Source organism: Pseudomonas sp. FW507-12TSA (genome assembly GCF_058781435.1).
On sequence record NZ_JBYSWT010000004.1, the window covers coordinates 15,995 to 30,562 of the forward strand.

12 protein-coding genes are annotated in these 14,568 nt (G+C 64.0%); 9 read left to right on the plus strand and 3 right to left on the minus strand.

From position 1 onward, the window contains the following. The first annotated feature begins 89 nt into the window (after window positions 1-89). From AC3WK8_RS05040 to AC3WK8_RS05060, 5 genes are all read left to right on the plus strand, one after another. Window positions 90-821 carry a thioredoxin fold domain-containing protein gene (locus tag AC3WK8_RS05040; RefSeq protein ID WP_022642502.1) on the plus strand — a complete coding sequence of 244 codons (732 nt, stop codon included), beginning with the start codon at window positions 90-92 and terminating at the stop codon, window positions 819-821. 137 nt (window positions 822-958) lie between these two features. Next, complete coding sequence (locus AC3WK8_RS05045) at window positions 959-2,263, plus strand: homoserine dehydrogenase (RefSeq protein WP_103324099.1); 1,305 nt, start codon at window positions 959-961, stop codon at window positions 2,261-2,263. Window positions 2,264-2,367: 104 nt separating this feature from the next. After that, window positions 2,368-3,777 (plus strand): threonine synthase, encoded by a 1,410-nt coding sequence (thrC, locus tag AC3WK8_RS05050; RefSeq protein ID WP_085596201.1) that lies wholly within the window; start codon window positions 2,368-2,370, stop codon window positions 3,775-3,777. 93 nt (window positions 3,778-3,870) lie between these two features. Next, window positions 3,871-7,461: an ATP-binding protein gene (locus AC3WK8_RS05055; RefSeq protein ID WP_103324100.1), complete on the plus strand. Its 3,591-nt coding sequence runs from the start codon at window positions 3,871-3,873 to the stop codon at window positions 7,459-7,461. 91 nt (window positions 7,462-7,552) lie between these two features. Further along, window positions 7,553-8,815 carry an EAL domain-containing response regulator gene (locus tag AC3WK8_RS05060; RefSeq protein ID WP_103324101.1) on the plus strand — a complete coding sequence of 421 codons (1,263 nt, stop codon included), beginning with the start codon at window positions 7,553-7,555 and terminating at the stop codon, window positions 8,813-8,815. Here the strand turns inward: AC3WK8_RS05060 and AC3WK8_RS05065 are convergent. Next, entirely contained in the window at window positions 8,812-9,474 is a 663-nt protein-coding gene (locus AC3WK8_RS05065) for a response regulator (protein ID WP_031320957.1), read from the minus strand. The two genes, AC3WK8_RS05060 and AC3WK8_RS05065, sit on opposite strands and share 4 nt — an antisense overlap. A gap of 207 nt (window positions 9,475-9,681) precedes the next feature. Here AC3WK8_RS05065 and AC3WK8_RS05070 point away from each other — a divergent pair, with 207 nt between their 5' ends. Beyond that, window positions 9,682-9,969, plus strand: a complete 288-nt coding sequence (locus AC3WK8_RS05070; protein ID WP_085596198.1) for a DUF3509 domain-containing protein — start codon at window positions 9,682-9,684, stop codon at window positions 9,967-9,969. Window positions 9,970-10,136: 167 nt separating this feature from the next. Here the strand turns inward: AC3WK8_RS05070 and AC3WK8_RS05075 are convergent, their stop codons facing one another. Beyond that, window positions 10,137-10,988 (minus strand): TIGR02285 family protein, encoded by an 852-nt coding sequence (locus tag AC3WK8_RS05075; RefSeq protein WP_085596197.1) that lies wholly within the window; start codon window positions 10,986-10,988, stop codon window positions 10,137-10,139. Between the two features lie 40 nt (window positions 10,989-11,028). Continuing rightward, a complete protein-coding gene (locus AC3WK8_RS05080; protein ID WP_031320958.1) occupies window positions 11,029-12,228 on the minus strand; it encodes a CaiB/BaiF CoA transferase family protein in 1,200 nt (399 codons plus the stop codon). Between the two features lie 297 nt (window positions 12,229-12,525). On the opposite strand from AC3WK8_RS05080, the gene bacA reads away from it, so the two are divergent. From bacA to AC3WK8_RS05095, 3 genes are all read left to right on the plus strand, one after another. Continuing rightward, window positions 12,526-13,146 carry a biofilm formation regulator BacA gene (gene bacA, locus AC3WK8_RS05085; protein ID WP_085596196.1) on the plus strand — a complete coding sequence of 207 codons (621 nt, stop codon included), beginning with the start codon at window positions 12,526-12,528 and terminating at the stop codon, window positions 13,144-13,146. Window positions 13,147-13,161: 15 nt separating this feature from the next. After that, window positions 13,162-13,857, plus strand: coding sequence for a PspA/IM30 family protein (locus tag AC3WK8_RS05090; RefSeq protein ID WP_022642515.1), 696 nt, complete (start codon window positions 13,162-13,164; stop codon window positions 13,855-13,857). A 66-nt stretch (window positions 13,858-13,923) separates the two neighbouring features. Next, the gene (locus AC3WK8_RS05095) at window positions 13,924-14,565 is read left to right on the plus strand and encodes an OB-fold-containig protein (protein ID WP_053134372.1); all 642 of its coding nucleotides are present in this window, start codon (window positions 13,924-13,926) and stop codon (window positions 14,563-14,565) included. Window positions 14,566-14,568: the final 3 nt, after the last annotated feature.

Below are 14,568 nucleotides of genomic sequence, written 5' to 3' on the forward strand. Positions count from 1 at the left end.
AGGCTTTGCCGGTTCGCAAAACGGCTGTTGCGAGCCGTCGCCACCGCGACCGCTCCCATTTGCCTATTTGCCCGCCTTCAGGAGTTCCCATGCGCTTGACCCAGATTATTGCCGCCGCTTCCCTGGCGTTGCTCAGCACTTTCGTCATGGCCGATGACAGTGCCGAGAAAGCTATTCGCAAAAGCCTCGAGACCTTGCAGCTCGAGGTTCCGGTAGAGAGCATCAGCGCCAGTCCGCTGGCCGGCCTGTACGAAGTCAAGCTCAAGGGCAGTCGCGTGCTTTACGCCAGCGCCGACGGCCAGTTCGTGGTCCAGGGCTACCTGTTCCAGCTCAAGGACGGCAAGCCGGTCAACCTCACGGAAAAAACCGAGCGCCTGGGGATTTCCAAGTTGATCAACGGTATTCCAGTCGCGGAAACTGTGGTCTACCCGGCGATCGGCGAGACCAAGACCCACATCACCGTGTTCACCGACACCACCTGCCCGTACTGCCACAAGCTGCACGCCGAGATCCCGGCGCTGAACAAGGCTGGTGTCGAAGTGCGCTACGTGGCCTTCCCACGCCAGGGCCTGGGCTCGCCAGGTGATGAGCAGCTGCAGGCGGTCTGGTGCTCGGCGGACAAGAAGGCGGCCATGGACCAGATGGTCAACGGCAAGGAAATCAAGGCGGCCAAGTGCGCCAACCCGGTTTCCAAGCAGTTCGCCCTGGGCCAGTCGATCGGCGTCAACGGCACTCCAGCCATCGTCCTGGCCGACGGCCAAGTAATTCCGGGCTATCAGCCTGCGCCACAGATCGCCAAACTGGCGCTGGGTGCGAAATAATCCTGCATCGTCACGCTAGCCTTTGACGATCATGACCCGGCGGTTGCAGCCACCGGGTCATCTAATAGAGAGCCGCGCTGTTTGCGGCTGATTTCCACGGCCGGCCTTCGAGTCGGCCGTTTTATGGGGAGTTCAGAGTGAATCCGGTCAAAGTAGGCATCTGTGGGCTGGGTACCGTCGGTGGCGGTACCTTCAACGTACTTCAGCGCAACGCCGAGGAGATTGCCCGTCGTGCCGGGCGTGGAATCGAAGTAGCGCAGATTGCTACCCGTACGCCAAAGCCTCAGTTCCAAACGACCGGTATTGCGATTACCAACGATGTGTTCGCCGTGGCCACCAACCCCGAGATCGATATCGTCATCGAGCTGGTGGGCGGCTATACCGTGGCCCGCGAGCTGGTGCTCAAGGCCATCGAGAATGGCAAGCATGTGGTCACCGCCAACAAGGCGCTGATCGCCGTACACGGCAATGAGATCTTCGCCAGGGCCCAGGAGAAGGGCGTGATCGTCGCCTTCGAAGCGGCGGTGGCTGGCGGCATCCCGGTGATCAAGGCGATCCGCGAAGGCCTGTCGGCCAACCGCATCAACTGGCTGGCCGGGATCATCAACGGCACTGGCAACTTCATCCTTTCGGAGATGCGCGAGAAGGCTCGTACCTTCGAAGACGTGCTGGCCGAGGCCCAGGCCCTGGGTTACGCCGAGGCCGACCCGACCTTCGACGTGGAAGGCATCGACGCCGCGCACAAGCTGACCATCCTGGCGTCCATCGCCTTCGGCATTCCGCTGCAGTTCGACAAGGCCTACACCGAGGGCATCACCAAGCTGACCACCGCCGACGTGAACTACGCCGAGGCCCTGGGCTATCGCATCAAGCACCTGGGCGTGGCCCGGCGCACCGAGGCCGGCATCGAGCTGCGGGTGCATCCGACGCTGATCCCGGCCGATCGCCTGATCGCCAACGTCAACGGCGTGATGAACGCAGTCATGGTCAACGGCGATGCCGCCGGCTCGACCCTGTTCTATGGCGCCGGCGCCGGCATGGAACCTACCGCTTCCTCGGTGGTGGCCGACCTGGTGGATGTGGTCCGCGCCATGACCAGCGATCCGGAGAACCGCGTGCCGCACCTGGCCTTCCAGCCGGATTCGCTGTCCGACCACCCGATCCTGCCGATCGAAGCCTGCGAGAGCGCCTATTACCTGCGCATCCAGGCCAAGGACCATCCGGGCGTACTGGCCCAGGTGGCGAGCATCCTTTCCGAGCGTGGGATCAACATCGAGTCGATCATGCAGAAGGAAGTCGAGGAACAGGACGGCCTGGTGCCGATGATCCTGCTGACCCACCGGGTCCTGGAGCAGCACATCAACGATGCGATCACCGCGCTGGAGGCCCTGCAGGGCGTCGTCGGCCCAGTGGTGCGTGTCCGCGTCGAACATCTCAATTAATGCAGCGGCAAGCTGCAAGTAGCCAGCGGCAAGTCAGAAGCGGATCTGCTTTGACTTGTCGCTTGTAGCTTGCAGCTTGCCGCTCAAACCGAAGGTTTGCTCTTATGCGCTACATCAGCACCCGCGGCCAGGCACCGGCCCTGAATTTCGAAGATGTACTGCTGGCCGGTCTGGCCAGCGACGGCGGTCTCTATGTGCCGGAGAACCTGCCGCGTTTCACCCAGGAGGAAATCGCTTCCTGGGCGGGCCTGCCGTATCACGAGCTGGCGTTCCGGGTCATGCGCCCATTCGTCAGCGGCAGCATCGCCGATGCCGATTTCAAGAAGATCCTCGAGGAAACCTACGGCGTCTTCGCCCATGGCGCCGTGGCGCCGCTGCGCCAGCTCAATGGCAACGAATGGGTGATGGAGCTGTTCCATGGCCCGACCCTGGCGTTCAAGGACTTCGCCCTGCAACTGCTGGGTCGCCTGCTGGATCACGTCCTGGAGAAGCGCGGCGAGCGCGTGGTGATCATCGGCGCCACTTCCGGCGATACCGGTTCGGCGGCCATCGAAGGTTGCAAGCGTTGCGACAACGTCGACATCTTCATCCTGCACCCGCATAACCGCGTCTCGGAAGTGCAGCGCCGGCAGATGACCACCATCCTGGGCGAGAACATCCACAACATCGCCATCGAAGGCAACTTCGACGACTGCCAGGAAATGGTCAAGGCCAGCTTCGCCGACCAGGGCTTCCTCAAGGGCACGCGCCTGGTAGCGGTCAACTCCATCAACTGGGCGCGGATCATGGCCCAGATCGTCTACTACTTCCATGCGGCCCTGCAGCTGGGCGGCCCGGCGCGCTCCGTGGCGTTCTCGGTGCCTACCGGCAACTTCGGCGACATCTTCGCCGGCTACCTGGCGCGCAACATGGGCCTGCCGATCAGCCAGCTGATCGTCGCCACCAACCGCAACGACATCCTGCACCGCTTCATGAGCGGCAACCAGTACGTCAAGGAAACCCTGCACGCGACCCTGTCGCCGTCGATGGACATCATGGTCTCGTCGAACTTCGAGCGCCTGCTGTTCGACCTGCACGGTCGCAACGGTGCGGCCCTGGCTGGCCTGATGGACAGCTTCAAGCAGGGCGGCGGCTTCAGCGTCGAACAGGATCGCTGGACCGAAGCGCGCAAGCTGTTCGACTCCCTGGCGGTCACTGACGAGCAGACTTGCCAGACCATCGCCGAAGTCTTCGCCCAGACCGGCGAGGTGCTGGATCCGCACACTGCGATCGGCGTGCGCGCTGCCCGCGAATGCCGGCGCAGCCTCGATACGCCGATGGTCACCCTCGGCACCGCGCACCCGGTCAAGTTCCCCGATGCGGTACAGAAGGCTGGCGTTGGCAAGGCCCTGGAGCTGCCGGCGCACCTGACCGACCTGTTCCAGCGCGAAGAGCGTTGCACGGTCCTGGCCAACGACCTCAAGGCAGTGCAGGCTTTTGTCAGCCAGCACGGCAATCGTGGCAAGCCGCTCTAAGTATCCTGGCCTTGCCGATCACGAAGCCCGTCTCCTGACGGGCTTTGTTTTTTCGCGAACCTGTAGCCCGCCAGAGGCAGGGAGGCCCGGTTGATGTCCCTTCGAACTTCTCGTACTTGCCCTGCGCTGTCCTGGCTGCTCGCCGGCCTGCTGGCCTGGGGCATGTTCCATGCCTTGCCGGCCAGTGCCGCGAAGAGCCTGCCGTTCAAGCTGGTGCCGGCCTTCATCGACCTCGAGCCACTGGACCTTAAGCCTGCCGAGCGCCAATGGCTGGCGGCGCACCCGACCCTGCGGGTAGGCATCGCCATCGATGACTACCAACCCATCGACATCACCCGCGACCGCAACCGCTACCAGGGCATCAGCGCCGATTACCTGGGGCTGGTGGGCGAGCGACTGGGGGTGAGCATGGAGGTGCTGGGGTTTTCCGAGCGTGAACAGGCGGTAGAGGCCCTGCGCAACGGCACCATCGATATCCTCACCAGCGCCAACGGTTATGAGCGTGGCGTACCGGGGCTGCGCTTCACCAGCGACTACATGCCGGACAAGGCCGTGGTGGTCGTGCGCCGCGACGAGCCGGAACCCGGTGACGACCTGGCCGGCAAGCGCCTGGTGCTGCTCGATGGCTATGCCAATGCCGCGCAGGTCCATGCGGCCTACCCGGACAGCCAGATCATGCTTTCGCCCAACCTCTACAGCGGCTTGGAAGCCCTGAACCAGGGCGATACCGATGCCTTTATCGGCAACGAGATCATCGTTCGCGCCTACAAGGCCCTGCGGCCCTACCTGGCGGTGCAGATTCATGAGCAAAGCCGCTTGCCGCCCACCGGCTTCGCTTTCGCCACCCGTGACGACAACCCGCGCCTGGCGCAGTTGCTGGAGCAGGCGCTGCAGAGCATCGACGAATCGCTGCGCCGGGAAATCCAGGCGCGCTGGACCACGGGCCTGGGCACCAACTCCGGCGAGCGCATCGAGCTGAGCGCCGAGGAACAAGCCTGGATTCTCCAGCACCCCCATGTCCTGGTGGCGTCCCAGTCCTATCCGCCCCATGTGTTCAAGGACAAGGAAGGACGCTGGGTCGGCCTGAACATCGACCTGCTCAACCGGATTGCACGCATGACCGGGCTGCATTTCGTCCACAAGCAGAGCGCATCCACCGCCCAGACCCTGGAGTTGCTGGAAAGCGGGCAGGCGCAGATGAACACCACCCTGACCGACAGCGAGGACCGGCGGCTGTTCCTGAATTTCTCCCATGCCTTCGGTGGCGCCGCCTGGGTGTTCGTCGTCCGTCCCGAGGATCGTCGCCTGGGCAGCCTCAAGCAGATGGCGGGGGAGGTGCTGGCCCTGCCGGCCCGGCATACCCTGGAAAGCTATATCCGGCGCAACTATCCGGATATCCGCCTGCGCAGCGTGGCCAACTACGAGGAGGCCCGGGCCCTGGTCAAGAACGGCGAAGCCCTGGCCACTATCCAGAACGAGATCCAGGTGCAAGCGCTGGACCTGGCCTATGAAGGCTTGCGGGCAGGGCGCAGCGTCGAGGGGACCTGGTCCGCCGACGAATTCGCCGTGCGCAAGGACCAGCCGGAACTGCTGAGCATCCTGAACAAGGCCCTGGAAGCCCTGCCAGTGGCCGAGCTCAGTGCTACGCGCCTGAAGTGGCTGGGCTCGACCCCGGTGCCGATGCCCGTCTGGCAGCGGGTGCCGGATTGGGTCTACTGGGCCATCTGCACGGCGTTGCTGTTCGGCCTGCTGTCACTGGCCTGGAGCAGCCGGCTCAAGCGCCAGATCCAGCAGCGGCTGGAGGCCGAGCAGCGCTTGAACGACCAGCTGGCCTTCAAGCGCGCGTTGCTCGATGGCATGCCCAATCCGGTTTTCGTCCGCGACCTGCAAGGGCGCTTGATCACTTGCAACAAGAGCTACGAACAGCAACTGGGCACTCGCCTGGAGCGGATCCAGGGGCGCCGGTTGATCGACCTGGACCTGCTGCCGGCGGACACCGCCCGCCAGCTGCATGACGAACTCATGCAACTGCTGGCCTCCGAGCAGTCGGTGTTCGCCGACCGACAAGTGCAAACCCGCCACGGGCCGATCCACGCCTACCAATGGACGGTGCCGTTCTACAGCGCCGAAGGGCAGTTGCAGGGGCTTTTGGGCGGTTGGATCGACATCACCGAGCGCAAGCGCCTGGAGAACCAGCTGGTCCAGGCGCGTCACGCCGCCGACCAGGCCAACGCGGCCAAGAGTGCCTTCCTTTCCACCATGAGCCATGAAATCCGCACGCCGATGACGGCGATCATCGGCCTGCTGGAGTTGGAGAAGGAACAGGCCAGGGTGCGCGGCGCGCCGTTTTCCGAAGCCCTGCGAGTGGCGTACCAGTCCGCCCAGGAGCTGATCAGCCTGATGGGCGACAGTCTCGACCTGGCCAAGATCGAGGCCGGCTACATGCAACTGGCGCCAGAGGCCACGGCCCTCAAGCCGTTCTTCGAGAGCATTCGCCAGCTGTTCGATGCCACTGCGCGCAGCCGCGGTGTGCAGCTGCATCTGGTGTTCGACGAACAGGCCGGGGGCCGTTACCTGTTCGACCCATTGCGCCTGCGCCAGGTCATGCACAACCTGTTGAGCAATGCCTTGAAGTTCACCAGCGAAGGCCAGGTGCGCATCCAGGTCGAGCGCCAGGAGCAGGACTGCGCTCTTGCCAACCTGCGTATCAGCGTTGCGGATACCGGGCCGGGGATCAGTCCCGAGCAGCAGCAGAAGCTGTTCACGCCCTTCGTCCAGGCCACCGCCGCGACTTCCCAGGCCCATGGCGGCACGGGCCTGGGGTTGAGTATCTGCCGCCAGTTGGTCGAGCTGATGGGTGGGCGCATCGAGCTGCACAGCGCCCCGGGTGCCGGGACGCTGGTGACCATCGAACTGGCGTTGGAGCGGCTGGACGAGGACTGGGCAGCCTCGCCCACGGCGGCCGAGCGTCCGCCCAGTCGCAGCATCGAAGTGCTGGTGGTGGATGACTTGAGCGCCAACCGCATGGTCCTCAGCCAGCAGTTGATGTTCCTCGGGCATCGGGTGGTGGCTTGCGACAACGCCCAGGAAGCGCTGGAGCTCTGGCAGGGCGGCGAGTTCGACCTGGTGATGACCGACTGCCAGATGCCCGGCATGAGCGGTTATGCCCTGGCCGAGGCGATCCGGCAGTTCGAGGCGCAGCGGGGGCGCGGCGCTTGTCCGGTCATCGGCTGCACGGCCAATGCCTTCGAGGATGAGCAAGAACGTTGCGAGCGGGCGGGCATGGACCTGCTGCTGGTCAAGCCGGTGACCCTGGATCAGCTGGCGCAGACGCTGGCGCGGTTCCTGCCGCCGCCGTCCTTCGATATCCAGACCCTGCGGACGATGACCCAGGCCGACGAACAGGTACTGCAACGCATGCTGCAGGAGTTGCAGCGCAACCTGGCCCAGGAGCGCCAGGCCCTGGAGGCGGCCATGCAAGACCAGCATCCTGGGCGCCTGGGCGCCACCTTGCACCGGCTCAAGGGCGTCTGTTGCCTGATCGATGCCTTGCCACTGGCCAAGGCCTGCATCGAGGCGCAGGCGCGGATCAAGGCCGGGGAAGGGATAGAGGACCGGTGGCCGGCGTTGCTGGAGGCTATCGACAACTTGCGTGGCGATATCGAGGCGGCCCTGGACGTTTAGGACTTGTCCTATGTGTGATTAAGGTTTGCCTGGTTACCGTGTCGACCCCTTAGTGGACTGTTCCCGCTTGTGTCGTACCGGAGGTTGCCCCATGCATTCGCTTAAAGTGCTGATTCTCGAAGACAACTCGTTCCAGCTGATGGCCCTGCACCAGATGCTCAACGCCAATGGCGTGTACAACGTGCTGGCCGCCGAGAACCTTGAGTCCGCACGGCGTTCGCTGGCCAGCAAGGGTCCGGTGGATATCGCTATCTGCGACCTCTACCTGGAACAGGCCGATGGCCTGGAGTTGATTCGCGAACTGGCCCGGGAGCGGCAGGCCGAGGCCCTGATCATCCTCAGCGACGCCGAACCGGATGTGCTCGAAGGCGCCGCGGGCATGGCCCGGGAACTGGGGCTGAAAATCCTCGCCTGCCTGCCAAAACCGGCGTCGGTGGCGGTGATCGGCGAGCTGCTCACTACCTACCAGCAGCTGTCCCGGCAGACGCCAGCGCTCAACCAGGCATTGCTCCGGGATTTGCTGGCCCTGGACCTGTTCGCCGCCGAGGATGTCTCCCCTGAGGAAGGTGTGGCGGCGATCCTGGGGCACGGGGTGGCGCACTTCCAGCCGGTCATCCAGCGGTGTGGCGGGTTGCACGGCGTCGAGGCGCTGGCGCGCTGGGAGCATCCGGAACGGGGGCTGTTGATGCCGGCCGAGTTCTTGCCGTTGATCGAGTTCGCCGGCCTGCAGGAGGTGTTCACCTGGCACATGCTGGAGCAGGCGCTGGAGCTGGCGGCGGGGGTGCGGCTGGTGATGGGCCATGCTCTGCCGGTGGCGGTGAACGTTCCGGTGGGCATCCTCGAACGGCCGTTGTTCCCGCGCCAATTGGAGGCCCTGCTGCGGCGCTTCGAGATCCCCGCGCGGCTGTTGACCCTGGAGATCGTCGATACCACTTGTTTGCAAACCGGCACCGCCCATGTGGAAGCCTTGCTGCGCCTGCGGATGATCGGCTGCAAGTTGTCCATCGGTGATTTCGGCGTTGGCGGTACCAGTCTGCAACGCCTTCTGGAGTTGCCATTCACCGAGCTGAAGATCCCTCCGGCATTCGTCGCCGGCATGGCCATGGACGAGCGCAAGCAGGCGCTGGTCGGTAGTGCAGTGGGCATGGCCCGGCGTATCGCCCTGGGCGTGGTGGTGGCGGGGATCGAGACCGAAGCCGAGTACCAGGTGGCCAAGACCATGGGCGCGGCCCATCTGCAAGGGTGCTTCATGGCGCCGCCGATGAGCGCCGCCGACATGCGCCAATGGCTGGCGCAAACCCTGGGGCGCGAGTCTGCGGAATCGGCAGTACGGGCCGCCGGGATGTGTGCCTAGGCCAGGCCGTGTTCCTGGACGTAGATATACAGCGCCGCCTCGCTGGCCAGGCCCAGCTTGCGCATGGCGCTGACTTTCTGTGCGCTGACGGTCTGTTTGCTGCGGTTGAGCTGGGCGGCGATCTCGCCCACCGCATGGCCGGCGGCGAGCAGGCGGATCACCTCCAGTTCCCGGGGCGAGAGCTGGTCCTTGGACGCCAGCCGATCGGGGCCCACCTCGCCGGCCAGGCTCAATGCCCGCTGGATCGCCTGGGCCACGTAGGGCCTGTTCTGGCGAGCGTGCTCGATGGCGCTGGGCAGCTCCTGGGCCAGGCTGGCCTTGCTCAGCAGGCCCATGACCCCAAGGTCGAGGATCGAGCGGAACAGCCCGGCGTGATTGAGCATGGTCACCACCACGATGGGCAGCCCGGGATGATGCCGGCGCAGTTGCTCGAGCAGGCGCAGGCCATCGTTCTGCTGCTCCTCGGGCATCATGAAATCGGTCACCAGCACGTCGCAGGGGGTATCTTGCACCAGCTGGAACAGCGCTGAGGGCGAGCTGGCTTCGCCGACCACCTCCAGGCTGTGGTCCTGCTCCAGCACTGCCCGCAGGCCAATCAGGAAGATCGGATGATCGTCGGCGAGGATGATGCGCAATCTGTTGTTCGGCGTAGCTATCAAGGCGGGACTCCATTGCAGGGACGGTATGGCGGGCGCCTGGTTGGCCGTTTTTTGCTTGTCATATTACCCGTGCATGCTCGATTGACTCAGATCGGTAGCTGTAGGTTTGGCGAACTTTCCTCTCTGAGCAACGGTCACTTGAATGTCAGAAAGCTACCGGCATTTTTGTTTTCGAACCTTAATTCGAGCTATTGAGTGGTGATCTAGATGGAAAGTATCAGTCTTTTGTTGAACGAGGCACTAAGTCCATACCAAGTGGCCCTGACCCCTTCGGGAGCCCATGGCGAGTGCCTGGTAAGCGTGAGCGATGCCGCTGGAGCCCTGGTAGTGGAGCGTGAGGTCAACCAGGCCCAGCTCACCGACAAACGCTTGCTCACCGATGTAGTCGACGGTCTGCACCGTGACGTGCTGATTGCCGAGGGGCGCCTGGAGCCCTGTGTATTCGCGGCCTTGCGCCACGCCACCGAGGGCAAGGTCTTCGAACGCCGTACATGAATTGATTTTTACGGAACCTTCCGGCAATCCCGTCAGTCAGACCTTATGCCAGCAGGAAACAGGCATTTTGCTCCGATGCTTGCAACCTGCAGGTACGGGTCTTGAAGACCACGTTTAACCCCGAGTCGTCTCCCCACTTCTCGGGGTTTCTTTTTGCCTGGCGTTTGTCAGCGGTCCGGGTGGGCCTGGAAGTAGGCATGGGCATCGGCCCGATATGCATCGCGCATGGCGGGCTCCAACCAGGCGGCGTACAACTCCACCAGGCGCTCTTCGCGCAGCTTGAGCAGGGCCTGGTTGATCTGGGCGATGGCTAGCCGGCCCTGGGGCGTGTCGGAACAGCCGACATGGACATCCTGGTACTTGTCGATGCCCTGGATCGGATAGAACAGCAGTTCTTGCGGGTCGATGCCCTGCTGCACGGCCTGGTAGCGGATCTCCGGCCAGTAGCCCAGCAGCAGTTGCAGGCGTTCCAGGCGCTGCATCTGCAACAGGCTGCCCAGGGCGTCATTGCCGTAGTGGGCGTTGAGAGTGCCGGCTGGCGCTTGTTGCAGCAGGCTGTCGAGCTGCTGGCCGTAGCTGCGTTCGGCCACCATGCCCAGCCGCTGCTTGCCGCTGGCGAGCAGCGCCGGCAGATCGACCTGGCCGTCATGGATGAATGGCGCCAGGTGCTCGCGATCGGCGCGGCGGATCACCAGGCCGTTGCTCACGACCCGCAGGCTGGTGATGGAGTAGGCCACCCATTGCGCCCGCTCCTTGCTCCAGATCAGCGAGGGATCACAGGTGAAGCTGGGTTCGCGGAGCATCTGCATGCCCCGGGCGCGGTTGATCCGCATCAGTTCGTGTTGGTACTGCGGCAGCTCGGCGATCAGTTGCGGCATGAGCAGGTCGACCACCCCGCGTCCTTTCAGCTCGCCCTCGAAAATGCTCAAGGGCGGCAGGTCGCGCAGCAGCCAGGTCAGCAGCTCTGCCGTCTGGCCCGGCAGGCTGGGCAGCCAGAGCAGCAGCGCCACCAGGGGCATCGCCAGCCGCCGGCGGGAACTCGGGCGCTGGCGGGCCAGTTCAGATCGCTCCGCTGCTGCGCAGGTCGCGGATCTGCTCGGCGCTGTAGCCCAGGCCTTGCAGGATTTCGCTTGAGTGTTCGCCCAGTTGCGGTCCGACCCAGTCGGCGCTGCCCGGGGTCTGCGAAAGCTTGGGCACGATGCCGGGCATCTTGAAGGGCTTGCCGTCCGGCAAGCTGGCCTGGAGGAACATTTCCCGGGCCAGGAACTGCGGGTCGTGGAACATATCCTCGGCGCTGAAGATACGGCTGGCCGGTACTTCGGCCTGGTTCAGCTGCTCCAGCACCTGGTCCAGGGGCAGCGACGCGACCCAGCGATCGATCACCCCATAGAGTTCGTCGCGCCGGGTATCGCGGCCGTCGTTGCTGGCCAGGGCCGGATCGTCGGCCAGGTCCTGGCGGCCTATGAGCAGCATGAAACGCTTGAAGATCGCATCGCCATTGGCGCCGATCTGCACATGCCGGCCGTCGGCGCTGGTATGGATGGAGGAGGGGGTGATGCCGGGCATGATGTTGCCGGTACGCTCGCGGATGAAGCCGAACACGTCGAACTCGGGGACCATGCTCTCCATCATGGCGAAGATCGCCTCGTACAGCGCCACGTCCACCACCTGCCCCTGGCCGCCGTTGACCTCGCGATGACGCAGGGCCATCAGTGCGCCGATCACGCCCCACAGGGCGGCGATGGAATCACCGATGGAGATCCCGGTGCGCACCGGTGGCCGGTCTTCGAAGCCAGTGATGTAGCGCAGGCCACCCATGGATTCGCCCACGGCGCCGAAACCCGGCTGGTCCTTCATCGGCCCGGTCTGGCCGAAGCCCGACAGGCGCACCATCACCAGCTTGGGGTTCAGCGCGTGCAGCACGTCCCAGCCCAGGCCGAGCTTCTCCAGCACTCCGGGGCGGAAGTTCTCGATCAGGATGTCCGCCTCGCCCAGCAGTTGCTTGAGCACTGCCAGGCCCTCGGGGTGCTTGAGGTTGAGGGTCAGGGATTTCTTGTTGCGGGCCTGCACGAACCACCACAGGGAGGTGCCCTCATACAGCTTGCGCCACTTGCGCAGCGGATCGCCGCCGTCGGGGGATTCCACCTTGACCACCTCGGCACCGAACTCGGCGCAGATGCGTGAGGCGAAGGGGCCGGCGATCAGGGTGCCGAGTTCGATCACTTTCAATCCGGCGAGGGGCTTGCTGAGACTGTTCATGAGGCATCCGCAGGGCAGGAAAATCCGCCTAGCCTAGACCATTGGTCGGCATTAAGGCAGCGCCTGGAGGTTCTTGCCGGGCATTTTCCCGGCTTGGGCCTTGCGCGGTTGCGCTTCTCAGCGGGCCGGCGAGCAGTGTCTAATGGCGTCCTTTTCGCAGAACAAGGTTCGGTAGGACGGCGTGGGTCGTGCCTGCAGATGTCGCAATATATTGAATAATCTTGTTACAAATGCCGATCTCAAAAATTACATGTGATGAATTGCGATCATTACATGTGATGTTTTAGTCTGTGCGCCATGGAAAACAAATCCTCAGCCCATTACCAACGTTTATTCCGCCAGCGCCTGCGTGACCAGGGCCTGGTGAAAAAGGAAGTCTGGATACTGCCGGAGAACGCCAAGGCGTTGCTGGCGGTTGAACGCCAACTGCGCCAGCCCTGCCAGGGGCTGGTTTCTGTGGAAAAGGATGGAGAAATGAGCATGCCGCAGATCTGGAATGCCCGATCGCTGTGCCAGGCCCTGGCGGCCACCGAGTTGTTCACTGGCGGTGAAGCCAATGTCGAGCTGCTCGAAGGCGCCGAGCCTAGCTTGCACGTGACCATGCGCGAATACGGCGACCTGCCGTTGTTCGTCGCCGTGTCCGGCGAGCAGATCCTGGTGGAAGCACTGCTCTGGCCGCAGAGCGAAGTCACCGACGTAGCCGCCTTCAACGAGGAAGTGCTGCTCAGTCGCCAGCTCTTCCCGTTGTCGAGCATCGGCCTGGAGACAGGCCCCGGAGGCGAGCGTTTCTACATGATGTTCGGCGCCCTGAGCGCCACCTCGATCCTCTCCAATGTGCTCTACGAGATCGAAACCCTGGCCGGCAACGTGATCAGGGCCACCGAAGCCTATGAAGGCTACCTGAAGGCTCAGGCCTGACCTGGAGGAATGCACATGAACGTATGGAGCAAGCTGCTCACTGCCCTGCGCGGTGGCGCCAACGAGGCGGGCGAAGCCCTGGTGGACAGCCAGGCACTGCGGATTCTCGATCAGGAAATCCGCGACGCCGACCAGGAACTGCGCAAGTCCAAGGAGGCCCTGGCCGAGATCATGGCCCGGCAGAAGCTCGCCGCCGAGCGTGCCGACGCCACCGCGGCCAAGGTCGCCGAATACGAGAGCTATGCGCTCAAGGCCCTGGAAGCAGGCAATGAAAGCCTGGCCCAGGAAGTGGCGCAGAAGATCGCCAACCTGGAAAACGACCTGGTGGTGGAGCGTGAGCAGGCCGACGGGTTCGCCGCCAGCGTCGCCCAGTTGCGCAAGGCCGTGACCCAGGCCGAAGGCAACATTAAGCATTTGAAACAACAGGTCGATACCGTAAAGGCCACCGAAAGCGTGCAGAAGGCCCAGCAGGCCGTAGCCCAGCGCTATGGCGGCTCGCAGAGCAAGCTGCACACCGCCGTGGAGTCGCTGGAGCGGATCAAGCAGAAGCAGGCCGAGCGCGCGGCGAAAATGGAAGCCGCGGCCGAACTGGCCAGCTCCGGCAATCCGGACGATGCCCTGGATGCCAAGCTGCGCGAGGCCGGGATCGTCGCCGGCAGCACCAGCGCCGACAACGTGCTGGCGCGTTTGAAGGACCGTAGCAAGTCCTGATTCATCGTTGTGTGTCAGGGGCGGGGCCGATGGGCCTTGCCCGGCTTTTTCAGGGATAGGAAAGCAATGGAAATCTTCCTGCGGACAGTCTTGTCGTTCCCCACTGTGCTGTTCAGCTTCATGCTCTGCCTGGCGGTGATCTACTGGGCCGTGGTCGCCATGGGTTTGCTCGAGGTGGACCTCCTGGATTTCGAGGCCGACTCGCTGCTCGACGGCGCCCACAGCGCCGAAGGCCTGGCCGGGCTGCTGATCAAGTTCAAGCTCAATGGCGTACCGGTCACCCTGGTGCTGACCCTGCTGATGTTCTTCAGCTGGTTCCTGACGTATTTCACCGAACTCTACATTTTCAGCCAGTTGCCCCTGGGTTGGCTGCGCTATCCCCTGGGCCTGCTGCTGGCGGTGCTCGCACTGTTCCTGGCGGCGCCCCTCAGTGCGGCGATCTGCGCTCCGTTGCGCCCGCTGTTTCACAAGATGGAAGCCACCAGCAGCAAGTCGGTGCTGGGGCAGACTGCCGTAGTGCGCAGTGGCCGGGTCACCCTGGAGCATGGCGAAGCCGTGCTCGAGGACGGTGGCGCGGGGCTGATCCTGCGGGTGCGTGCCGATGAGGCGCGGGCATTCAAACGCGGCGACCGAGTCGTGTTGCTGGAGTATCTGGAGGCGCAACACGCCTATCGGGTCATTACCGAGGACGAGTTTCGCGGCCTCTGAGCC